The 21,328-nt window shown below is 60.6% G+C and carries 19 protein-coding genes and 2 tRNA genes; 17 read left to right on the forward strand and 4 right to left on the reverse strand.

Going from position 1 to position 21,328, the window contains the following annotated elements:
- From QDX22_RS01065 to QDX22_RS01095, 7 genes are all read left to right on the forward strand, one after another.
- Positions 1–1,050 (forward strand): 3-isopropylmalate dehydrogenase, encoded by a 1,050-nt coding sequence (locus QDX22_RS01065; RefSeq protein ID WP_110100324.1) that lies wholly within the window; start codon positions 1–3, stop codon positions 1,048–1,050.
- A 19-nt stretch (positions 1,051–1,069) separates the two neighbouring features.
- A complete protein-coding gene (locus tag QDX22_RS01070) occupies positions 1,070–2,197 on the forward strand; it encodes a branched-chain amino acid aminotransferase (protein WP_110099728.1) in 1,128 nt (375 codons plus the stop codon).
- 26 nt (positions 2,198–2,223) lie between these two features.
- On the forward strand, positions 2,224–2,985 hold the full coding sequence (locus tag QDX22_RS01075; RefSeq protein ID WP_110100325.1) for a fumarylacetoacetate hydrolase family protein: 762 nt from the start codon (positions 2,224–2,226) through the stop codon (positions 2,983–2,985).
- A 61-nt stretch (positions 2,986–3,046) separates the two neighbouring features.
- A complete protein-coding gene (gltX, locus tag QDX22_RS01080) occupies positions 3,047–4,579 on the forward strand; it encodes a glutamate--tRNA ligase (RefSeq protein WP_110100326.1) in 1,533 nt (510 codons plus the stop codon).
- 116 nt (positions 4,580–4,695) lie between these two features.
- A tRNA-Gln gene (locus QDX22_RS01085) sits at positions 4,696–4,767 on the forward strand.
- A gap of 23 nt (positions 4,768–4,790) precedes the next feature.
- A tRNA-Glu gene (locus QDX22_RS01090) sits at positions 4,791–4,863 on the forward strand.
- A 93-nt stretch (positions 4,864–4,956) separates the two neighbouring features.
- Complete coding sequence (locus QDX22_RS01095; protein ID WP_110100327.1) at positions 4,957–6,006, forward strand: thiamine-phosphate kinase; 1,050 nt, start codon at positions 4,957–4,959, stop codon at positions 6,004–6,006.
- Here QDX22_RS01095 and QDX22_RS01100 read toward each other — a convergent pair.
- Positions 6,003–6,740, reverse strand: coding sequence for an IclR family transcriptional regulator (locus tag QDX22_RS01100; protein ID WP_110100328.1), 738 nt, complete (start codon positions 6,738–6,740; stop codon positions 6,003–6,005). The genes QDX22_RS01095 and QDX22_RS01100 overlap by 4 nt on opposite strands.
- Positions 6,741–6,897: 157 nt before the next feature.
- Here QDX22_RS01100 and leuC point away from each other — a divergent pair, with 157 nt between their 5' ends.
- The 6 genes from leuC to QDX22_RS01130 all read left to right on the forward strand — a co-directional run bounded on the left by leuC (position 6,898) and on the right by QDX22_RS01130 (position 13,529).
- Positions 6,898–8,376 carry a 3-isopropylmalate dehydratase large subunit gene (gene leuC, locus QDX22_RS01105; protein WP_110100329.1) on the forward strand — a complete coding sequence of 493 codons (1,479 nt, stop codon included), beginning with the start codon at positions 6,898–6,900 and terminating at the stop codon, positions 8,374–8,376.
- Between the two features lie 21 nt (positions 8,377–8,397).
- Positions 8,398–9,012 (forward strand): 3-isopropylmalate dehydratase small subunit, encoded by a 615-nt coding sequence (gene leuD, locus QDX22_RS01110; RefSeq protein ID WP_110100330.1) that lies wholly within the window; start codon positions 8,398–8,400, stop codon positions 9,010–9,012.
- A gap of 117 nt (positions 9,013–9,129) precedes the next feature.
- The gene (gene murA, locus QDX22_RS01115; RefSeq protein ID WP_110100331.1) at positions 9,130–10,470 is read left to right on the forward strand and encodes a UDP-N-acetylglucosamine 1-carboxyvinyltransferase; all 1,341 of its coding nucleotides are present in this window, start codon (positions 9,130–9,132) and stop codon (positions 10,468–10,470) included.
- A complete protein-coding gene (locus tag QDX22_RS01120) occupies positions 10,467–11,270 on the forward strand; it encodes a lysophospholipid acyltransferase family protein (protein WP_233242774.1) in 804 nt (267 codons plus the stop codon). Before murA ends, QDX22_RS01120 begins: the two co-directional genes overlap by 4 nt.
- Positions 11,260–12,327, forward strand: a complete 1,068-nt coding sequence (locus QDX22_RS01125; protein ID WP_110100332.1) for an NAD(P)H-dependent glycerol-3-phosphate dehydrogenase — start codon at positions 11,260–11,262, stop codon at positions 12,325–12,327. Before QDX22_RS01120 ends, QDX22_RS01125 begins: the two co-directional genes overlap by 11 nt.
- Entirely contained in the window at positions 12,324–13,529 is a 1,206-nt protein-coding gene (locus QDX22_RS01130) for a D-alanine--D-alanine ligase family protein (RefSeq protein WP_110100333.1), read from the forward strand. The genes QDX22_RS01125 and QDX22_RS01130 overlap by 4 nt, the downstream gene beginning before the upstream one ends.
- Before the next feature lie 58 nt (positions 13,530–13,587).
- Here the strand turns inward: QDX22_RS01130 and QDX22_RS01135 are convergent, their stop codons facing one another.
- Positions 13,588–14,115, reverse strand: coding sequence for a DUF3515 domain-containing protein (locus tag QDX22_RS01135; RefSeq protein ID WP_233242773.1), 528 nt, complete (start codon positions 14,113–14,115; stop codon positions 13,588–13,590).
- A gap of 164 nt (positions 14,116–14,279) precedes the next feature.
- Here QDX22_RS01135 and QDX22_RS01140 point away from each other — a divergent pair, with 164 nt between their 5' ends.
- The 3 genes from QDX22_RS01140 to QDX22_RS01150 are packed head-to-tail and all read left to right on the forward strand — an operon-like array spanning position 14,280 to position 18,191.
- Positions 14,280–15,347: a DAK2 domain-containing protein gene (locus QDX22_RS01140; RefSeq protein WP_110099455.1), complete on the forward strand. Its 1,068-nt coding sequence runs from the start codon at positions 14,280–14,282 to the stop codon at positions 15,345–15,347.
- Positions 15,328–17,559 carry an ATP-dependent DNA helicase RecG gene (locus tag QDX22_RS01145; RefSeq protein WP_208392077.1) on the forward strand — a complete coding sequence of 744 codons (2,232 nt, stop codon included), beginning with the start codon at positions 15,328–15,330 and terminating at the stop codon, positions 17,557–17,559. The genes QDX22_RS01140 and QDX22_RS01145 overlap by 20 nt, the downstream gene beginning before the upstream one ends.
- A 26-nt stretch (positions 17,560–17,585) precedes the next feature.
- Complete coding sequence (locus QDX22_RS01150) at positions 17,586–18,191, forward strand: RsmD family RNA methyltransferase (protein ID WP_110100334.1); 606 nt, start codon at positions 17,586–17,588, stop codon at positions 18,189–18,191.
- A gap of 26 nt (positions 18,192–18,217) precedes the next feature.
- On the opposite strand, the gene QDX22_RS01155 is transcribed toward QDX22_RS01150, so the two are convergent.
- The gene (locus tag QDX22_RS01155) at positions 18,218–19,504 is read right to left on the reverse strand and encodes an aminotransferase class I/II-fold pyridoxal phosphate-dependent enzyme (protein ID WP_110100335.1); all 1,287 of its coding nucleotides are present in this window, start codon (positions 19,502–19,504) and stop codon (positions 18,218–18,220) included.
- A gap of 22 nt (positions 19,505–19,526) precedes the next feature.
- Between QDX22_RS01155 and coaD the strand changes: the two genes are divergently transcribed.
- Positions 19,527–20,006 (forward strand): pantetheine-phosphate adenylyltransferase, encoded by a 480-nt coding sequence (gene coaD, locus QDX22_RS01160; protein WP_110100336.1) that lies wholly within the window; start codon positions 19,527–19,529, stop codon positions 20,004–20,006.
- Positions 20,007–20,038: 32 nt separating this feature from the next.
- Here the strand turns inward: coaD and QDX22_RS01165 are convergent, their stop codons facing one another.
- Positions 20,039–21,235 carry a hypothetical protein gene (locus tag QDX22_RS01165; protein ID WP_110100337.1) on the reverse strand — a complete coding sequence of 399 codons (1,197 nt, stop codon included), beginning with the start codon at positions 21,233–21,235 and terminating at the stop codon, positions 20,039–20,041.
- Positions 21,236–21,328: the final 93 nt, after the last annotated feature.

Consider the following 21,328-nt stretch of genomic DNA (forward strand, 5'->3'; position numbering starts at 1 on the left):
ATGACAACCATCCCCGCATTGGATCTTGCGGTGATACCCGGCGACGGGATCGGCCCGGAAGTTACCGCTGAAGCGGTCAAGGTGCTCAAGGCGGTCTCTCAGACCCCGGTGACCACCACCGAGTACCTGCTGGGTGCCGAGCACTATCTGGCCACCGGTGAGACCCTAACCGATGAGACCCTGGAGGCTATCCGTGGCCACCAGGCCATCTTGTTCGGTGCCATCGGCTCCCACCCGGGCGACACCCGGATTCCCTCCGGCATCCTGGAACGCGAGATCATCCTTTCATTGCGATTCCGCCTCGACCACGGGGTGAACTTCCGCCCCGCTCAGCTCTACCCGGGAGTCCGCTCCCCGTTGGCTGACCCCGGCGAGATCGACTTCGTGGTCTTCCGCGAAGGCACCGAAGGGCTCTACCTGGGACAGGGTGGTCGGTTGCGGGCCGGCACCGACCACGAGGTGGCCACCGAGGTTTCGGTCAATACCCGGTTCTCGGTAGAGCGAGTGGTGCGCGCAGCCTTTACCTATGCCGCCGAACACCGTGAGCGCAAACACCTCACCCTCGTGCACAAACACAACGTGTTGGTTCACGCTGGTCGGCTCTACCAGGACACGGTGAATCAAGTGGCCGAAGAATTTCCGCAGGTCACCCACGATTATCTGCACGTCGATGCGGCGACCATCTTTCTGACCACCGATCCGTCCCGGTTTGATGTGATTGTGACTGATAACATGTTTGGTGACATCATCACTGATCAGGCCGCCGCAATCACCGGCGGGATCGGTTTGGCGGCATCGGGGAATCTCTCCGATACCGCACCGTCGATGTTCGAACCGGTTCATGGATCCGCCCCGGATATTGCGGGCCAGGGTCGTGCCGACCCGACCGCAGCGATCCTTTCGGCAGCCATCCTGCTCGAACACCACGGTCAGCCCGAGGCCGCACGGGCAATCCGCACGGCAGTCAGCCGCGATGTGGCCAATCGCCGTCCCCGGACGACCGAGCAGATCGGCGATGACATCATCGCCGCCCTGCCAGAAACGAAGTGAAAGGTCGTTGATTTTCCCCATGGAATTTGAACTTCACCCCCATCCGGCACCCGTCAGCGCTGACGAACGTGCCCAGATTCTGAAAGATCCCGGCTTCGGTAGCTACTTCACCGACCACATGGCCACCATTGAGTGGAAAGCCGACGTGAGTGCCCAACGGGAAGCCGCGGCTGCCGGAAACTTCTTGGACATGAAAGGCACCTGGTCCTCGGCCCGGATCGAGCCCTTCGGCCCCATCACGCTTTCACCGGCGGCCGGTGTGTTGCACTACGCCCAGGAAGTTTTCGAAGGCATCAAGGCCTACCGCCACCAAGACGGCTCCATCTGGACGTTCCGGCCCTTCGAAAATGCGCGTCGGTTGAACCGGTCCGCACGCCGTTTGGCGTTGCCGCAATTAGACGAAGAAGCGTTCGTGAAAGCCATCCAGTTGCTGGTCGAACAAGACCAGGACTGGGTCCCGGACGGCGACGGTCAATCACTCTATATCCGCCCCTTCATGATCGGCACCGAAGCCTTCCTGGGGGTGCGCCCAGCCCGCGCGGTCTCCTTCCACGTGATCGCTTCCCCGGCCGGTAACTATTTCGGTGGCGAGCTCAAGCCAGTCTCGATTATGGTCTCCCGCCAGTACGCCCGCTCGGGCCCCGGCGGTACCGGTGAAGCCAAGTGCGGTGGAAACTACGCTGCCTCCCTGGCCCCGCAACTCGAGGCCGATGCTCAGGGATATAACCAGGTATTGTTCTTGGACCCCACCCACGACAACGCTGTTGAAGAGCTCGGCGGCATGAACGTGATGTTCGTGACCGACGACAACCGCCTGATCACCCCGCAGCTGACCGGTACCATCCTGGAAGGTGTGACCCGCAAGTCCATCCTGCAGCTGGCCGAAGATCAGGGTATGACCGTCGAAGAACGTCGTATCACCCTGGATGAGTGGGACCGTGGCGTGGCTGATGGGACCATTACGGAGGTCTTTGCCTGCGGTACCGCCGCGGTGATCACCCCGATCGGTACACTTCGCGACGGCGACCGGGTGATTGATTCCTCCCACTCGGACTTTGCGGTCACCAACCGGTTGCGTCAGACCCTGCTGGATCTGCAAACCGGTGCCAGTGACGACCCCTATGGCTGGCTCTACCGCCTGGCCTAATCAGATCGAGAGGACACTTGTCATCCATGCGGATAGCTCGAGCTGTCATCGACGACCAGCCCACCTTCGGGCTGGTTGACGACGCGACGTTCACCGAAATCCACGGCGACCCCTTCTATCAGGGCATCCAGCCGACCTCGACCACCCACCAGGTGGCCGATATCCGGCTGGTGGCCCCGATCATCCCGCGCTCGAAAATCATCGGGGTGGGCCGAAACTATCTCGACCACGCCCACGAACTGGGCAACGAGGTACCCACCGTCCCGATGCTGTTTTTCAAGCCCAACACCACCGTGGTGGGTCCCGGCGACCCGGTGACCTTGCCGTCGTGGAGTGAAGAGGTCTCCTACGAAGCCGAACTGGCCGTAGTGATTGGTCGGATCTGCAAAGAGGTGCCGGTGGAGAAGGTCCCCGAGGTAGTCTTCGGCTACACGGTCGCCAATGACCTCACCGCACGGGATATCCAGCGCGCTGAAAACCAGTGGGCCCGGGCTAAAGGCTTCGACGGCTCCTGCCCACTGGGCCCGTGGATTGAAACCGAGCTGGATGTAGAAGACGCTGAAGTTCGCTCGTCGGTCAACGGTGAGGTGCGCCAGGAAGGCAATACCTCCCAGATGGTCTTCGGTGTTGCTGATCTGGTTGCCGAGATCTCCCGGGCGTTTACGTTATTGCCCGGGGACGTGATCCTGACCGGTACCCCGGCCGGGGTCGGCACCATCGAGGACGGAGACCGCGTGGAGTGCGAGGTTGAGGGCATCGGCACCTTGACCACGCTCATCCGGCGCTAAAGCGTTCAGAACCGCACGTGCTCGGCACCAACCACACCATCAGTGGCGTAGGGTGGAGATTATGACCAGTTTTGACGATATTCCTGCAGTTGATGCTTCGACCCCGGTGCGCGTGCGGTTCTGTCCTTCACCGACCGGAACGCCACACGTCGGTTTGATCCGCACCGCCCTGTTCAACTGGGGGTGGGCCCGCCACACCGGTGGCACGCTGGTCTTTCGCATCGAAGACACCGACGCCAAGCGTGACTCCGAAGAGTCCTACCAACAACTGCTGGACGCGATGCGCTGGCTGGGGATCGACTGGGACGAAGGCGTGGAAGTTGGCGGCCCGCACGAGCCCTACCGTCAATCCCAGCGAGGCGAGATCTACCAGGATGTGATCAACAAGCTGGTGGAATCCGGGCACGTCTATGAGTCCTTCTCGAACGCTGAGGAAATCAAAGCCCGTCACCAAGCCGCCGGTCGCGACCCGCAATTGGGCTATGACAACTACGACCGGAACCTTACCGCAGCACAAAAGCAGGCTTTCCGGGATGAAGGCCGTGAGCCGGTGTTGCGGTTGAAGATGCCGGATGAAGACATCAGCTTCACTGATGCGGTCCGTGGGGAGATCAGCTTCAAAGCCGGTTCGGTACCGGACTTCGTCGTGGTACGTGCCGACGGCTCCCCGCTATACACGCTGGTCAACCCGGTCGATGATGCGCTGATGGGCATCACCCACGTATTGCGCGGGGAAGACCTGTTGTCTTCCACCCCACGCCAGATTGCGCTGTATCAGGCGCTGTACGAGATCGGTGTCGCCACGCACATGCCGGTTTTCGGCCACCTACCCTATGTGATGGGAACCGGCAATAAAAAGCTGTCCAAACGCGACCCAGAATCCAATGTGTTCCTGCACCGGGACCGCGGTTTTATCCGCGAAGGTCTGCTGAACTACCTGGGCCTGCTGGGCTGGTCGCTATCGGCCGATGAGGATATCTTCACACCCGAACAGTTCGTCGAACACTTCGATATCCACGACGTGTTGGCTAATCCGGCACGCTTCGATGAGAAGAAAGCCATTGCCATCAACGGCACCCACATCCGCATGCTGGAGCCCGAGGACTTCCGCGATCGGATGATCCCGTACCTGCAGGCCCAGCAACTCATCGCAGACAACCCCACCGAACGCGAGCTGGAAATTCTCACTCAGGCAGCACCGTTGGTGCAAGAACGTACCCAGTTGCTGGCCGATGCTGCCGAGATGATGGCCTTCCTCTATCTGGACGATGACCAGATCGAAACCGAACAACAGGCGCTGAAAGGCATGCCCGAAGACCTGGCTTCCGCTCTGGAAGCCGCCTATCGTGCCCTGGAGGCCATCGACCCCGAGCAGTTCACCACCGAGGCCATCGAACCAGCTCTGCGCGTGGCGTTGATCGATGGGCTGGGGCTGAAACCGCGTCAAGCATTCGGCCCGGTGCGCAGTGCGGTGTCAGGGCGCAAGGTATCACCGCCGCTATTTGAGTCGCTGGAGATTCTCGGTCAAGACGCCACCCTGGCTCGCATCCGGCGTTTCGCTGAGGAACAGGATGCCACCTTCCCGGTCACCTAAATTCAGGTGGTGAGCATCACGACGCAGATGCTCACCCTGGATTTGATATCTGGGAAAATCATCGGGTAGAGTGACTACTCGTGTTCGGCAGAGATGCCGGCAACACAACTCAATAGTGGGGTATGGTGTAATTGGCAACACAACGGTTTCTGGTACCGTCATTCTAGGTTCGAGTCCTGGTACCCCAGCTGAACCCGTCTCGACGGGTTTTGGCCCCATCGTATAGCGGCCTAGTACGCCGCCCTCTCACGGCGGTAACGCGGGTTCGAATCCCGCTGGGGTCACAGTCGAGGAACCTCCGGTGGCACCACCGGAGGTTTTTTCGTTCTCGCCATGTGCAGCTCGACCGATGACCGGCTGACGCGCGAAAGGCCACGATGACCATAGCAGATATCGGTGAAGATGGCATTCTCGACATTCTTCACGCTCGATTCTTTACCAGCTGGGCCGAGGACGAGGTCGGCCCCGGCGATGACGCGGCCGTGATTCACCTTGGTCACCACACGGCACCAGGCGCGGGCCCAGCCCGGATGGTGGTCTGCGCTGACACCATGAACCAGGACCGCAGTTTCCGACTATCGTGGCCCCGTGGGGTCGAGGACAACGGATACTCCACCGGTTGGAAACTGGTCGCCCAGAATCTTTCTGATCTCAACGCCATGGGAGCAATCCCCACCCACCTGGTTATTTCCCTGGCACTGCCCGGATGGCTTCGGGTCCAATGGGTGGAGCAGTTTGCCACCGGAGTGATGGCCAGCCTGCATTATTTGGGGGTGCCGGGAGTCAAAGTCGCCGGGGGAGATTTGACCGCAGGCGCCGAAATTTCAGCCTCGCTCACCGCCCTTGGGGTGCTGGCCACCGAGGCCGTGACACAACGGTCCATTCGCGCTAACCCCACAGTAGCCAGTTCCTACCGGCTGATTCATCGTGGCCACCCCGGCTGGGCAGCTGCTGGGCTGGAGGTCTTGGAGTCCACCACCGAGCTCCCACGGGCACTGTCTCGTGATGCCGCCCGGGCAGTGCGGGCCCAACTCCGGCCCCGTCCGGAGCTGGCCGTGGGACCGGCCGTGGCCCGGCAGGTGGTAGCGATGATGGATGTCTCCGACGGGATCGGTCGCGATGCGCACCGTTTGGCGAAAGCCAACCGGGCGAGGGTACGCGTTGACCCGACATGGGTGCGTCACCGAGCCACCGAGCTGGCGCCGTTGGCACAAGCCCTGACCGGTGAGACCGCGACGGCCGAGCAGTGGGTCCACGGTGGGGGAGAAGACTACGGGTTGCTGGCCGTGATCGGTGAGTACGACCCGATTCCCGACGGCTTCGAAGTCATCGGCACCCTGAGCCCGGCCACCACCGTCGACGGCGAGAGCTGGGCGGCAGCGGAACAGGACCAGGGTCCCGGCTGGGATCATTTCCGGACCAGCTAGGCAGAATAATTCTGGTAGAGGTCAGAGATTCGGTGAGCGGCGGCCACTACCGAGGTGGCGTGTAATTTCCCCGGATGGCGAGTGATGCGATCGACCGGTCCAGACATTGACACAGCAGCCACCACCTTGCCATTGGCCGCCCGAATCGGAGCCGACACCGAACCGAGGCCGTCTTCGCGTTCTGCCACGGTTTGGGCCCACCCCTGGCGGCGCACTTGAGCCAAGGTGCTCGCTGAAAAAACAGCGCCATCCAGACCGGAAACCATTTCATCGTGGTCTTCCCAGGCTAAAAACACCTGAGCTGCCGAGCCGGCCTTCATGGAGAAACGGGAACCGATCGGAATGGTGTCCCGGAACCCGACAGGGCGCTCGGCCGTGGCCACGCACAACCGTAAGTCTCCTTGACGCCGGTACACCTGCGTGGATTCTCCGGTCATCTCGGCCAACCAGCGCAGTGTGTCGGGCGCAACCACAGCCAGAGGATCATCGCCACCCATTGCTGCTGCTAACTCGCCAATCCGGTGGCCCAGCACATAGCGAGAACGCTCGTCCTTGGTGAGCAGGCGATGATGGATCAGCGCGGCAGCAATGCGGTGCAATGTCGGGCGGGGAATACCGGTGGCAGCGACCAGCGTGGTCAGGTCAGCCGGGCCAGATTCCAAAGCTGCCATGATCGTCATCGCTTTGTCGATGACGCCAACTCCCGACGGGGGGATCTCAGATTTATCGCTCATCACGACAGATTCTACGGGCACCTCGGTGTGTATCTCAATAAATGAGATGGGAACGTGGAGAGGTTGGAATTTCTCGCCGGTGGTGCCAGTCTGAGGGCAAGTTATCGGTGGTCATCGCCAGTCGCGATTCACCTCGAGCATCAAGGAGCAGGGAACCATGACCGAGAACGCGCCTCGGACGTTAGCGGAGAAGGTCTGGCAGGACCATGTGGTCGTGCCCGGCGAAACGCAGGGCGATGTGCAGACCCCGGACCTGCTTTATATCGACCTCCACATGATTCATGAGGTCACCTCCCCACAGGCCTTCGAAGGGTTGCGCATGGCCAACCGCGCGGTGCGCCGGCCCGATCTGACTATTGGCACCGAAGATCACAATGTGCCCACCCGGGATATCAACGCCATGATCCAGGAGCCCACCTCCCGGCTTCAGGTCAGTACCCTGCGTGATAATGTGCAGGATTTCGGCATCCGTTTGCACTCGCTGGGGGATGACGACCAAGGCATTGTTCACGTGGTGGGACCCCAGCTGGGCTTGACCCAGCCGGGTATGACGGTGGTGTGTGGTGACTCCCACACCTCGACCCACGGTGCGATGGGGGCGCTGGCTTTTGGTATCGGCACCTCGGAGGTCGAACACGTCATGGCCACCCAGACCCTGTCAATGCAACCATTTAAAACCATGGCCATCAATGTTGAAGGCACCTTGCGGCCCGGGGTGTCCTCCAAAGACATTATTCTGGCGGTCATCGCCAAGATCGGCACCGGAGGGGGAGCCGGGTATGTGCTGGAATACCGCGGATCGGCCATTCGGTCGCTATCCATGGAAGCCCGGATGACCATCTGCAACATGTCCATCGAGGCCGGAGCCCGAGCCGGGATGATCGCCCCCGATGAGACCACTTTCAGGTATCTCAAGGGTCGTCCACACGCTCCGCAGGGGCACCAGTGGGATGAGGCGATGGCCTATTGGCAGACATTGCACACCGATGAGGGGGCCGTCTTCGATCGGGAGGTCTTCATTGACGCCCATGAACTCGAGCCCTTCGTGACGTGGGGGACCAATCCGGGACAGGGCGTGCCATTGAACGCTGAGGTGCCCGATCCCGACTCCTTTGATGACCCGGTCGAGCATGACTCGGCGGTTCGGGCCTTGGAATACATGGACCTCACCCCGGGCACGAAGATGAAGGACATCGCCGTTGACACCGTGTTCCTCGGGTCCTGCACCAATGCCCGAATTGAAGATTTGCGTGCAGCGGCCCAGATCATCCAGGGACAGCGCAAAGCCGAGAACGTCACGATGCTGGTGGTACCCGGCTCGATGCAGGTCCGCCTGCAAGCCGAAGCCGAAGGATTGGACCAGATCTTCCGAGATTTCGGAGCCGAATGGCGATTTGCTGGATGCTCGATGTGTTTGGGGATGAACCCTGACCAGCTTGCCCCCGGAGAACGTTGCGCTTCAACCTCGAATCGCAACTTTGAGGGGAGACAAGGTCGGGGCGGACGCACGCACCTGGTGTCTCCGGTGGTGGCCGCTGCCACCGCAGTGCGTGGCACCTTGTCATCACCGGCAGATTTAGGACTGGCCCCGCCCGTGATGGCTACCACACCGGCCGGCGAGACCGCGGCTGAATAGCGGGAACAGAGAGGACAGCTCATGGAAAAGTTTGTGACCCACACCGGGGTCGGCGTGCCGCTGAAGGCCTCCAACGTCGATACCGATCAAATCCTGCCGGCCATGTATCTGAAACGAATCAGTAAGACCGGTTTCGACGACGCGCTGTTTGAACGGTGGCGCCAGGACGAGGACTTCGTACTCAACCAGCCTGCCTACAGCCACGGCAGTGTGCTGGTGGCCGGACCGGATTTCGGGACCGGTTCCTCCCGCGAGCACGCCGTCTGGGCACTGCGGGACTACGGATTTAAAGTGATCCTCTCGGCGCGTTTCGGCGATATTTTCCGCTCCAACGCCGGCAAACAAGGTCTGGTGGCTGGTGTTGTGAACCACAGTGATGTTGAGTTGATCTGGAAAGAGCTGGAGAATCATCCGGGCACTGCCGTCAGCGTGGATTTGGCACACCGGGTGGTCTCTTGCGGGGGGCTAACGACACACTTCGACATAGACGACTACACGCGGTGGAGGCTCATGGAGGGGCTGGACGACATTGGCATTACTCTGCGCCACGAAAAGGCTATCGCCGATTTTGAAAAACGTCGCCCCGGGTTTAAACCCACCACGCTCCCGGCGAAGCGCTCATCGTTTCGGTCATGATCACTTAGACTAGTTTTCGGACCACATAACAGTTTTTCCCATACAAGCCATGGTGACGTCCCGCCGTCACGATGACAGGTGGCCGCAGCGGTGGGATCTTGGAGGATTTAGACGTAGATGTCGAAGCTACTAACAATCAATGGGGGCAAGCCCCTGACAGGAACAGTTTCGGTACGCGGTGCAAAGAACCTGGTGCCCAAAGCCATGGTCGCTGCACTGTTGGGGTCTAAACCATCCATTATCCGCAACGTCCCGGAAATTAAGGACGTCGAGATCGTGATCGGGCTGTTGAAGCTCCATGGTGTTGTCGTGGAGTGGAATAAAGAGTCCGGCGAAGTCTACCTCAACCCCTCTGATACCACCACCGCAGCCAATTCGGAGATCGATGCGTTCGCCGGTGATTCCCGGATTCCGATCCTATTCTGCGGCCCCTTGATGCACTCGGTCGGTGAAGCCTTTATCCCGGATCTGGGCGGGTGCCAGATCGGTGATCGTCCCATTGACTTTCATCTCACCGTGCTACGGAGTTTCGGCGCCGTGGTGGATAAATTACCCTCGGGTATTCATATCCGGGCCCCCAAAGGCCTCAAAGGCGCCAAGCTGGAACTGCCGTACCCCTCAGTCGGAGCCACCGAGCAGGTATTGCTCACCGCGGTGAAAGCTGAAGGGATCACCGAGCTCAAGGGCGCTGCCGTGGAACCAGAGATTCACGATCTGATTCACGTCCTACAGAAGATGGGCGCGATTATTACCGTCCAAACCGACCGCACCATCCGGATTGAAGGGGTTTCGGAACTGGGCGGTTATAACCACTTTGCCATCTATGACCGCAATGAGGCCGCTTCCTGGGCCTCGGCTGCCCTGGTGACCACCGGCGACATTTTCGTCGAAGGCGCCATGCAACGCGATTTGACCGCGTTCTTGAACGTCTACCGCAAAATCGGAGGTGAATTTGAGGTCAGCGACACCGGCATTCGGTTTTGGCGCAACGGCGGAGATCTCAAGCCGTTGGTGCTGGAAACCGATGTGCACCCAGGGTTTATGACCGACTGGCAACAACCTTTGGTCGTGGCCCTGACCCAAGCCTCCGGCGTGTCCATTGTGCACGAGACCGTCTACGAAAACCGTTTCGGATTCACTGACGCGCTGGTGCGGATGGGCGCCTCGATTCAGTTGCACCGAGAGTGCTTGGGTTCAGTGCCCTGCCGTTTCGGGCAACGCAACTTCTTACACTCTGCGGTGATCTCGGGCCCCACCCAGTTGCACGGTGCGAAGTTCGATATTCCAGATCTCCGTGGCGGATTCTCTCACCTGCTCGCCGCCCTCGCAGCCCAGGGCACCTCGCAGGCCACCGGGCTAGAAATCATCAACCGCGGTTATGAGAAATTCATGACCAAGTTGGATGGTCTCGGCGCCGATGTTGAGTTGTCGAGCACGGAAGACCGAGTCTCAGCGTGAGTGAACCGTTTGCAGAGCGGCTACAGTTCGCCGTGGCCGCCAATATCGTGCGCCCGCTGGTGAATATGGCCTACGGCAAGAAATGGACCGGGACCGATAACCTTCCGGATGGTGGCTGTATTGTCGTCGCCAACCATATCTCGCAGATTGACCCGGTGGCCCTGGGGCACATGCTGTATAACCACGGCAAGCTACCGCACTTCATGGCCAAGAAAGAACTGTTTGGGATCCCTGGGCTGAAAACTGCGCTGAATGGGTTGAAACAGATTCCGGTCGACCGCGGTGGTCGCGGGCAAGAATCTCTGCGGGTGGCGTCCGAAGTCATTGGCGAAGGGGGCGTGGTGATCATCTATCCCGAGGGGACGATTACCACGGACCCGGATTATTGGCCGATGCAGGGCAAAACCGGGGTGGCACGTTTGGCGTTGAAGACCGGTGCTCCGGTGGTGCCGGTGGGTCAATGGGGACTGCACAGGATGTTGCCGAAACGGGCCACCAAGCCGAAAATGTGGCCGCGCACCATCCACCAGATCAACGTCGGAAAACCCCTGGACCTCTCCGACCTGCGCGATACGACACTGAATAGCACTGTGTTGCATGACACCACCTGGCGGATGATGACGGCCGTGACCGACCTGGTCGCGCCACTTCGCGGGAAGAACCCGCCGACAAACCAGCTGTGGAACCCCTCCAGGCAACGCTATGAAGGTCCGGATCAGGCGCTCAAGCACGCGCGAGCACCGCGCCCCAGGAACGGACCGGCACCGCAGCACTCAGAAAGGCGAACCGATGACGGCTGATACCGCACGTTTGCACCCCCTTCGGTCCACCCAGGCAGTCACGGTTGCCATTTTGGGCTCAGGCTCGTGGGGGACAACCTTTGCGAAAGTTCTCGCCGATGCTGCCGAAGAGCGGGGTGAAGAGGTTACCGTCCGGCTCTGGGCGCGTCGTCAGGAAGTCGCCGACGATATCAACCTCTCCCACCGCAATAGCCAATACCTCTCCGATATTGTGCTTCCTGCATCCATTACCGCCACCACCGACGCCGTCGAGGCAGTCAGGACCGCCGACCTGGTGGTCCTAGCTGTTCCGGCGCAGCAGGTGCGCGGTGTGCTTTCTGACCTCACCGAGAACATCGGGTCCGAGACCGTGATCGTCTCTTTGGTCAAGGGCCTGGAACGGGATAGCCAATCGTCGATGTGGGAACTGTGTCAGTCCGAACTACAGCTTGGACCCGAACGCTTTGTCGTGGTCTCCGGCCCGAACCTGGCTATGGAAATCGCCCATGAAGAACCCACCGCCACCGTGGTGGCCTGTCGTGAAGAATCGGTCGCCGACTGGGTGGTGGCGTTGTGTAATTCCAAATACTTCCGGCCCTATCGCAATACTGACGTCACCGGTGTCGAAATTGGTGGCGTGGTCAAAAATATTATCGCCCTGGCGGTGGGGCTCTGCGATGGCCAGGGGCTGGGAGATAACTCCAAAGCATCCATTATTACGCGCGGACTGACCGAAACCACCCGCCTGGCCACTGCCGTAGGGGGCAACCCCGATACCCTGGCCGGACTGGCCGGGCTCGGTGACCTGGTGGCCACCTGTGCCTCACCGTTGTCCCGCAACCGCACCGCCGGACGACTCTACGGGCAAGGGCTGTCGACCCAAGAAGTCATCGACCGGATGGAGCAAACCGCCGAATCGGTGAAATCCGTGTCTGCGGTGGTGGCCCTGGCCCACTCAGCCGGGGTGGAAATGCCGATTTCTGAGGCGATGAACGCTGTGGTCAACGGCCAGATCAGCATTTCCGATATTTCAACATTACTGCTGGGACGAGATTTGAAACCGGAGGCGCGGTTATGAGCACACCACTGCCTGTCGACACCGCACAGTATTCCACCGGGGAACAACCCCTCAACGTGCTGGTGCTCTTTGGTGGTATTTCACCAGAACATCCGGTCTCCATCGTTTCTGCAGTCGGGGTGCTCAATGCTATGGATCCGCAGAAGTTCCGCCCCATCCCGGTCGGGATCACCTCCCAGGGCTACTGGAATCGACTAGGGACCGCCCACCAGCACGGTGCCCCCTGGAGTGTGGGGACATTAGTCAACGACGACAGCGATGAGACCTCTGCCGGCCAATCGGCCCTGGGCTCCCGGTTGCCTCGGGTGCCCGAACCCGATCAGCCGGTGCACCTGGTGGCCGGGGATCCGGTTACCTTGCGCAACGACGACGGCGAGGTGCTGGAACACGTCGATATTGTCTTCCCGCTGTTGCACGGACCCGGGGGAGAGGACGGTAGCCTGCAGGGCTACTGTGAGACTGTCGGGGTGCCCTATGTCGGTACCGGCGTGTTGTCTTCGGCGGTGGGTATGGATAAGCACTTCATGAAGATTGCCTTCGTTCATGCCGGGTTGGACGTCGGTGACTGGGTCACTATCACCGAACGCCAATGGCAGACCGAGCGTGAGGCGGTGCTACAACGAGTGGGTCGGCTCCCGCTACCGGTATTCGTCAAACCCGCCCGCGGTGGTTCCTCGCTGGGGATTTCCCGCGTGGATGCACCCGAGCAGCTGGAACCAGCAATCCAACAGGCTCGCACCTTTGACACCAAGGTACTGGTCGAGGTTGGCATCGACGGTCGCGAAATCGAATGCGCGGTGCTGGATCTGGGGCCAGACAAAGGATCAATTGCCTCCTATCCCGGCGAAATCTCAGTGGTGGGCGATGACGAACACCTGCCGTTTTATGATTTCTCCGCCAAATACCAAGACCAATCCGCCGCGCAACTGCAGTGTCCGGCCGACCTCAGCGATGAGGCTATCCGCGAGATCCGTCAGCTTGCGGTGCGCGGTTTTGATGCCGTCGATGCCCGCGGGCTCTCCCGGGTGGATTTCTTCTACACCCACGACGGGCACTTTGTGATCAACGAGATCAACACCATGCCCGGTTTCACTCCCATCTCGATGTATCCGCAAATGTGGGAACACTCGGGAGTGAACTACTCCAGCCTGATCGAGCACCTGATCACCCACGGCCTGAACCTTGGACGCCGCGGTCACTGACGGCGCAGGGCTAGGCAGGAAGGGGACGAACACCGTCGGCACTGGTGGCCGCTACTGGTTACTGCTGTTCCAGCGGGCTGGTCTCGGGTATTGGTTCCACGGTCTCCACATCCGAGGTGGTGCATTGCCCGAAGGACTCAACGCGTGAGACCGCATCGGCCAGGTCCACCATGACCGAGGAGGAGGCCACCGCATCGGCGGTGAAGACTACCTCCATGGCCGGGTCCCGCCCGTAGGTGGTCAGACGCCAGGCTTGGTCTTCTTCTTGGGTAATCCAATCGACGCCGTTGGCTTCCACACAATGTTCGGTGGTGGGGCCGGGGACCGGCACACCACACCGAAAGATCACAGTGGCGGGGTCTCCCCAGGCGGCAGTTGATTGGGAGTCAGTCCGACGACGTTCCTGGCCGGCAACTTCATCGGGCAGCGCCACCATGGCTTCAGCGCATTCCGGGTTGGTGGCATCCTCGGCCACCTCAATACCGGCCACCGTGGCACTGCACCCGGTAGCAACAACGCTCAGCGCACCGGCGAGCAAGCCCCACATCGCAACGCGATGTCGCAGGTGATGATCATGACCAAACATAATCTCCAGCGTATGCCACGAGTGGACCATTCCAGCCAATATTGAGTGTTCGCATAGCAATTAGGCCCATGAATCGATAGGGTAAAGACGCATGGAATCGCCGGAGAAAGACCGGGCCGATGACCAGCGCTGAGCGATGTTGTCACCACGAACGGAATCAGGGCATGAGCACAGAGAGTTTCACCACGCAGGTGCAGACGACGTCTCATGCCATCCGTGACGTATTGCGCTGGCTCAAACTCTCTGAATCAGCCCTGGGTAACGCCAGTGATCGGCTGAACGCCATTAATATTTTTCCCGTCGCCGATGGGGATACCGGCTCCAATATGTATGCCACCATCTCCGCCTCCCGGGTAGCGTTGATGGCCCATGTGGAAAGCCTCAGCGACGACCAGCAAGCCACCATGACCGTCGGTGACTGCCTGGGCGTGGCCGGACGGGCCGCCTTGGATCATGCCCACGGCAATTCTGGCACGCTGATTGCGGTGATTATCAATGCGATGGCCCCACCTCTGGACGGTGCCAGCCGACTGAGCGCACCGTTATTCCTTGCCGGCCTCCAACGAGCCCGCACCGCTGCGTGGGCCGCGTTATCAGACCCTCAAGAAGGCACCATGCTCTCGGTCCTCGAGGCCGCCACCCAGGCCGCACAGACCGGTCTGCAGGAACTGAACTATGCCGAAGAGGACCGCCGGCATTCTCGCAAAACCCTGGAAGTCGTGGTCAACAGCGTGGTTGAGGCAGCCTGGCGATCGGCCGTGGAGACCGAGCACCAGCTCCATGAACTCACCAAAGCTCACGTGGTAGATGCCGGAGGAATGGGACTGCTACTGGTCCTGGACGCGTTACGCGCCTCCGTGCGAGGCCAGCGCCTCGACCCCGATATCTTAGACTCGCTCAATGGTTTCCACCCGCAATACCCACACGTGCACCAAGACATGGACGTCGAGGAAGGCTTCGAAGTGATGTGCTCGCTGGAGCTAACCCCCCTGGATGCAGCGACCTTGCGCTTTGGTCTGGATGAGATCGGCGACTCGGTGATCATGTCGCCGATGACCATGTCCGAAGACCAAGCCGGCACCGTGCGCTGGCGGCTACACGTCCACGTCCCAGAATCGGAACAGGCCCTGGACCTCATCCGGAGAGTGGGAGAGCCCGAAAACCTCACCATCACCGCACTGCACGAGATCGACGACGAACACTGTCACACCCATGACGACCACCAGCATTAACCACCCGCTCCACCTGGGACTGGATCGACTGCTGGGCCCCCAGACCGCCGGCCGGATCGCGACCGAACTGAACATTACCACCACCGGGGCCCTGCTGGATTACTTTCCGCGCCGCTGGATCGAACGTGGTGAACTGACCCCCATTTCCTCGTTGCCGGTCGGGGAACACGTCACCGTCGTGGCCAAAGTCCTGTCGGTGACCAAACGCCAGATGCGCTCGCGCAAAGGCTTCATTGTCGAGGTGGTGGTCACCGACCAAGCCGATGATTCGATGATGTCGATGGCATTTTTCAATGGCTGGGACGCGCTGAAACGCCTCAGCGCTGGAGCGCACGCTATCTTCCACGGCAAAACCAGCCTGTACCGCCACCAGCTGACCCTGAATAACCCGGAATTCTCAATCCTGTCGACCGGCTACGAGGATGTGGACACCGCCAACGCGACCCTCACCGCCGCCGATTTAGCCCCGGTGCCGGTCTATCCCGCCACGGCCAAGCTACCGACCTGGACGATTCGCACCTGCATCGAGATGGTGTTGGACGCCATCAATTGGGATGTCATCGAAGATCCTGTTCCCGCCGAGTTGCTGGTGACCCAAGGCAACCTGCCCCACCTGGGGGAGGCGTACACCATGATTCATCGGCCCGAGACCATCGACGAGGCTCACCGCGCCCGTCGCCGGTTTGCGCTCCAAGAAGCGGTCATCCTCCAAACCCTGCTGGCCCAACGTCGGACCGCATACGGCACCGACCGGACGGCAACCGCCTACCCGGTGCGTAAGCACGGAATCCGGACCGCATTGGATGAGCACCTGCCGTTTAGCCTCACTGCCGGACAGCGCGAAGCCGGCGACCAGCTAGCCGCCGAGCTGAACTCCACCACCGCCATGTCGCGTCTGCTCCAAGGCGAAGTCGGCTCGGGGAAAACCCTGGTGGCTCTGCGGGCCATGGCCCAGGTGGTGGACTCGGGAGCCCAAGCCGTGCTAGTGGCCCCAACCGAGGTGTTGGCCACCCAGCACTATCAATCCATCACGACGACGCTGGGCCCGCTGGCCACCGCCGGGCAATTGAGCTCCTACACCGGCCCAGCTACCGAAGTTGTCCTGTTGACCGGGTCGATGACGACCGCGCAGACAAAACAGGCGTTGCTCAAGATCGCCTCCGGCCAAGCCGGCATCGTGATTGGCACCCACGCACTGTTTTCTGACCAGGTCTCCTTTGCTGAGCTGGGACTGATTGTCATCGATGAGCAACACCGCTTCGGAGTAGACCAGCGCGAGACGTTGCGTGAAGACCACCCCGGGGCCCACATGCTGGTCATGACCGCCACGCCCATCCCACGCTCGGTGGCGATGACCGTCTTCGGTGATCTGAACATCACGTTGCTCCACGGATTACCCTCGGGCCGGCAACCGGTTGAAACTCATGTGGCACGGATGGCCCACGGCCCTCAGATTATTGGCAGAGTCTGGGAAATTATCGCCGAAGAGGTCGCTGCCGGACATCAAGCCTTTATCGTCTGCCCCAAAATCGATCCGCCGGACCCCGCCGAGCAACCAGCCAGTACGGAACTGGCCGACCCCGCACATGCGGCCAGTGTGACCGAGATGGTGCACAAGCTTCCGCAGGTCTCGGTCTTTGACCGCCAGCAGGTGCGCTTCGGTATGGTGCACGGCCGACAGGACGCCGACACCCAGCGAGCGGTGATGCAACAGCTGGTCGCCGGGGAGATTGACGTGCTGGTCTCGACTACCGTGATTGAAGTCGGGGTTGACATTCCCAACGCCACGGTCATGGCCATCCTTGATGCCGAGTCCTTCGGACTCTCCACCCTGCACCAACTCCGCGGACGGGTGGGACGTGGTCGCGCTGCCGCCCGGTGTTTTTTGGCAACCCGATTGCCGGATCACCATCCCTCCCTGGATCGGCTCGCGGTGCTGGCCGAAACCCAAGACGGTTTCGAGATCGCCCGGGCCGATGTCGAACAACGTGGCGAAGGCGATGTCCTTGGAGCAAGCCAACACGGCTACTCCTCTCGCCTGCGCGTGTTGCGGGTGATCCGTGACGAGGACTTGATCGTGGCCGCTAACAACTGGATTGCCCCCACCCTGGAGCGTGACCCCACTCTGGAACACCACCCGGCCTTGGCACACGCGGTAGACGTCTGGGATGATGAGCACGCCGAGGGATCGGCGTACCTGGTCAAGAACTAGCCACCGTCACCGGGGAGGAGCCACCTGTGAACCGAATTATCGCCGGGGCCGCCGGCGGGTTGCGTCTGAAAACCCTGGCCGGTGACCACACCCGCCCCAGCGCCGCCCGGACCAAAGAAGCGGTGTTCTCCTGGTTGGAGACCAAAGGTTGGTTGGACAACACCCGGGTCTTGGACCTGTTTGCTGGCTCAGGTGCTTTGGGTGCCGAAGCTGCCTCCCGGGGAGCCCAACAGGTCATCTCGGTTGACAACCACCGCCAGGCTGTCGCCGTGGCACGAGACAATGCCCAAGCCGTCAACCGGGCCTTGGGTGGGTCCCGGAAGGTCATCACGGTGCGTCAGGCCACCGTGGAAAAATTCTTGCCCTTGCTAGCCACCCGGCTGGCGGGGGAGAAGAACGCGCACGGAGATTTTGACCTGGCCCTAGCCGACCCGCCGTACCCGATCGAAGGCGAGAAGCTCGATCAGGTGCTGGCTCTGATCTTTCCGGCCCTGGTGGTCGACGGACTGCTGGTCTTGGAACGGTCGGCGCGCTCGCAGCCCCCGCGCTTTCCGGCCGCCACCGAGATCATCGACACCAGAACCTACGGAGAATCGGCGGTGTTCTACGTGCGAAAAGTACCCCGGGACTAGCGATCGACCACCAGACTATCGCCGCGTCACCGGCCATCAGGCAGGCGTTCGAGCCGCTGTAGCGCCTGGTCCATCACCGTTGGAGACTTGCAGAAGGCCAGCCGCATCCAAGACCCGAACCGCTTGAGCGCGTTGTCGGTGGAACAGAATGACGACACCGGGATGCCAGCAATACCCGGATCCTTGACCAGCTCGCGAGCCGCGGTGGCTGCATCGGTGACACCCAGCGGAGCCAGATCGACCACCACAAAATAGCCGGCATCCGGTACGACCGGATCCAGTCCAGCCGAGCGGAGCGCGGTCACCAACCGGTCGCGTTGGGCACCAAATTCGGCGCGTTGGGATGCGAGGAAGGGATCCAGTCGGTCCGGAGCATCCAGGGCCTCCGCAACGGCCATTTGGTATGCCGGACCCGAAGAATACGTCAGAAACTGTTTGACCGCGCGAATAGCGGAGACCACCGGTGCATCGGCCAACAGCCACCCGACCTTCCAGCCGGTCAACGAGAGCATTTTTCCTGCAGACGACACGGTGATGATTTTGGAGTATCCCTGGGCACCGTGGGCGTAGATAGCAGCCGAGCGGTGTTCACCGGTGTACATCAGCGTTTCGTAGACCTCATCGGAGAGCAACCACACATTGTGCCGGGCACAGATCTCCACGATCTGCGCCAGCGTGGCGGCATCGACTGAGCGACCTGACGGGTTATGCGGCGTATTGAGGATGACCATCCGTGTCGCATCGGTGATGGCCTGTTCTAATGCCTCTGGGCTGGGCTGAAAATCGGGGGCGTGCAGGGGAACCGGAACATCGCGGGCTCCCGCCAGACCGATGATGGCGCCGTAGGAGTCATATGAGGGCTCAAAGGTGATGACTTCGTCTCCGGGGTTCACGAAGGCCAGAATGCTAGCGGCCAGAGCTTCCGTCGCCCCGGTGGTCACCAGAATATTTGAGGCAGGATCCCACTCCACCTCGGTGCTACGACGGTAATAGTTAGCTAGCGCTTGCCGTAATGACTCAAACCCGGTACCGGCAGCGTACTGGTTAGCCCCGGGGTAGGTGGCGCTACCTGCGGCGATGATCTCCCCGGCACGGGCGCGGATAAACTCTGGTCCGTCTTGATCAGGGAACCCTTGCCCCAGATTGACCGCCTCATACTCACGTGCGGCCGTGGTCATCTCCTCAAAGATCGTGGGAGCCGGTACACCGTCGGTGAGTAAGCCGGCACCGGTAGCTACGGCTTGCCATGGGCCGGGAGGAAATTCGGTGACGCTGGATTGCGGGATGACTGTTGGGTCTTGTGCGTTGTCCATAGATCCATAGTAAGTTCGAGATATGCAACGTGCAGTATGCCCCGGCTCCTTTGACCCAGTCCATAAAGGCCATATCGAGATCATTGCGCGCGCAACCTTCATCTTCGACGAGGTTGTCATTGCGGTATCCACCAACCCGCAGAAGAAGTACCTGTTCAGTCTCGAGCAACGTCTGGACATGATTGAGCAAACCGTCTCATCACTCAGCGGTGTCTCGGTGGTGCCGATGGAGACCGGGCTGATCGCCGAGGTCTGCCGCCAGCAAGGGGCGAATGCGCTGGTCAAGGGCATTCGTAATCCCACGGACGTGGAATACGAAACTCCGATGGCGACCTTTAACCGCCACCTTTCCGGGGTAGAAACTGTGTTCCTGCCTGCCGATGCCCGGTACCAGCATGTCTCGTCCACGCTGGTGAAGGAAATCGCCAGTTTGGGTGGAGACATCTCCGAATTTGTTCCCCATGCTGTCGCCCAGGGGCTCTCCGAACAATTCGGTCGCTAAGACGCGACCGAAGCAGTTGATAAGTCCACTGCCTAGCGACCGCGCTTCGAATGCGAGTCACGTCCGCGACGCAGACGCGAGACCACGCCCCTAACCTTTTTCTTCAACAAGGCATAGCGCTTGTCGCGTGCCAATTTTGACTCGAATTGACGCCGTTCCTTGGGATCCAAGGTGTCCAGAAATTGGGAATGAAAGTAGGCCACGACATCTAGTTCGACATCGCGAGTCTTCCCGTAAGTCGCAAACTTGTGCATGCTGGGCCCCGGGGCGGTGTTGACCTCGAGTACTCGGGCAGTGGTGGGGTCGTTGATGTCTGTCACGAGGAGATCAATGCCGGCGACCTCTAACTCAGGAATGCTGTGTGCTGCTTTGACAGCTATCTGCTTGATCCCTGGATGGATGATGTCGGTAATGTCAACGATGCTCGACCCGTACCGAAGCACGATATACGGATTGATGATGACAATCTCGTCTCGGGCCGGGACGGAAGTCTTGCGATAGCCACGAGCCTCGAGGAATTTCCACCGTGCCGTGGCAGGGTTTCTCTTCCAATAGGCGTGGTTCTTCAAGCGCTGTCGAGACGCCTTTATGAGCTCGACGAGGTTGGACTTCCCGTCGCCGACCACGAACGGCTGAAGCCGTGCCGCGGCGGCCACCACAGTATCTCCGGTCACGTAGGCGCGCACATCCATACCTGCAACGAATTCTTCGACGAGGATCTTTGAGCCTTCACGTGCGTGGGTTAGAGCCTCATTCCAGGCTTTTTCGAGTTGCTCCAGTGTCTCAACTCCAAGGCTCACACCATGTGAGCCGGCGGCATCCGAGGGTTTGACCACAAAGGGACCAGGTGCGCTCTGGATTAACTCACAGGCCCGAGGCATTTCGTCATGATCGAAGGCTTGACCGCGAGGGACCTGAACGCCGTTATTCTCCAGATACTGTCGGGTGAGATCTTTACTGCGACAGATGGCGTTAACACTCTCGGGGTGACGGTACACCAGCGATTTGCGCATCAGAAGCCTGAGGCGGTCGTTGGGTGACATAATGCGACGTTTGGGAAACTTTGAGGTTTCCCCCGGAATGTCTTCGAAGCGCCAGCCCAATGAGATGAATTCATTTTCAATCTGGTCCGGTGCCGGATTGATTTTCTCCAGCGAGTTCACAGAAAGTCCCGGTTCGAGAATCTGAGCTCGGATAAAGTTCTTGACACTCTGGTAGCTCTCGCTCAACTCATCCCTCCATTGAGATGCTGATTGATATCGGACATGGCCGTGCTGGGGTCTCGTAGATCCGCAGGCCCTCGTATAGATCGCCGATACGGC

The organism is Auritidibacter ignavus (genome assembly GCF_029853775.1).
Taxonomy (GTDB): Bacteria; Actinomycetota; Actinomycetes; order Actinomycetales; family Micrococcaceae; genus Auritidibacter; species Auritidibacter ignavus.

What these genes read in the sequence shown, in the direction of transcription:
- QDX22_RS01065 (WP_110100324.1), top strand. Translation starts at nt 1, where the DNA reads ATGACAACCATCCCCGCATTGGATCTTGCGGTGATACCCGGCGACGGG.
- QDX22_RS01070 (WP_110099728.1), top strand. Translation starts at nt 1,070, where the DNA reads ATGGAATTTGAACTTCACCCCCATCCGGCACCCGTCAGCGCTGACGAA.
- QDX22_RS01075 (WP_110100325.1), top strand. Translation starts at nt 2,224, where the DNA reads ATGCGGATAGCTCGAGCTGTCATCGACGACCAGCCCACCTTCGGGCTG.
- gltX (WP_110100326.1), top strand. Translation starts at nt 3,047, where the DNA reads ATGACCAGTTTTGACGATATTCCTGCAGTTGATGCTTCGACCCCGGTG.
- QDX22_RS01095 (WP_110100327.1), top strand. Translation starts at nt 4,957, where the DNA reads ATGACCATAGCAGATATCGGTGAAGATGGCATTCTCGACATTCTTCAC.
- QDX22_RS01100 (WP_110100328.1), bottom strand. Translation starts at nt 6,740, where the DNA reads ATGAGCGATAAATCTGAGATCCCCCCGTCGGGAGTTGGCGTCATCGAC.
- leuC (WP_110100329.1), top strand. Translation starts at nt 6,898, where the DNA reads ATGACCGAGAACGCGCCTCGGACGTTAGCGGAGAAGGTCTGGCAGGAC.
- leuD (WP_110100330.1), top strand. Translation starts at nt 8,398, where the DNA reads ATGGAAAAGTTTGTGACCCACACCGGGGTCGGCGTGCCGCTGAAGGCC.
- murA (WP_110100331.1), top strand. Translation starts at nt 9,130, where the DNA reads ATGTCGAAGCTACTAACAATCAATGGGGGCAAGCCCCTGACAGGAACA.
- QDX22_RS01125 (WP_110100332.1), top strand. Translation starts at nt 11,260, where the DNA reads ATGACGGCTGATACCGCACGTTTGCACCCCCTTCGGTCCACCCAGGCA.
- QDX22_RS01130 (WP_110100333.1), top strand. Translation starts at nt 12,324, where the DNA reads ATGAGCACACCACTGCCTGTCGACACCGCACAGTATTCCACCGGGGAA.
- QDX22_RS01135 (WP_233242773.1), bottom strand. Translation starts at nt 14,115, where the DNA reads ATGTTTGGTCATGATCATCACCTGCGACATCGCGTTGCGATGTGGGGC.
- QDX22_RS01140 (WP_110099455.1), top strand. Translation starts at nt 14,280, where the DNA reads ATGAGCACAGAGAGTTTCACCACGCAGGTGCAGACGACGTCTCATGCC.
- QDX22_RS01145 (WP_208392077.1), top strand. Translation starts at nt 15,328, where the DNA reads ATGACGACCACCAGCATTAACCACCCGCTCCACCTGGGACTGGATCGA.
- QDX22_RS01155 (WP_110100335.1), bottom strand. Translation starts at nt 19,504, where the DNA reads ATGGACAACGCACAAGACCCAACAGTCATCCCGCAATCCAGCGTCACC.
- coaD (WP_110100336.1), top strand. Translation starts at nt 19,527, where the DNA reads ATGCAACGTGCAGTATGCCCCGGCTCCTTTGACCCAGTCCATAAAGGC.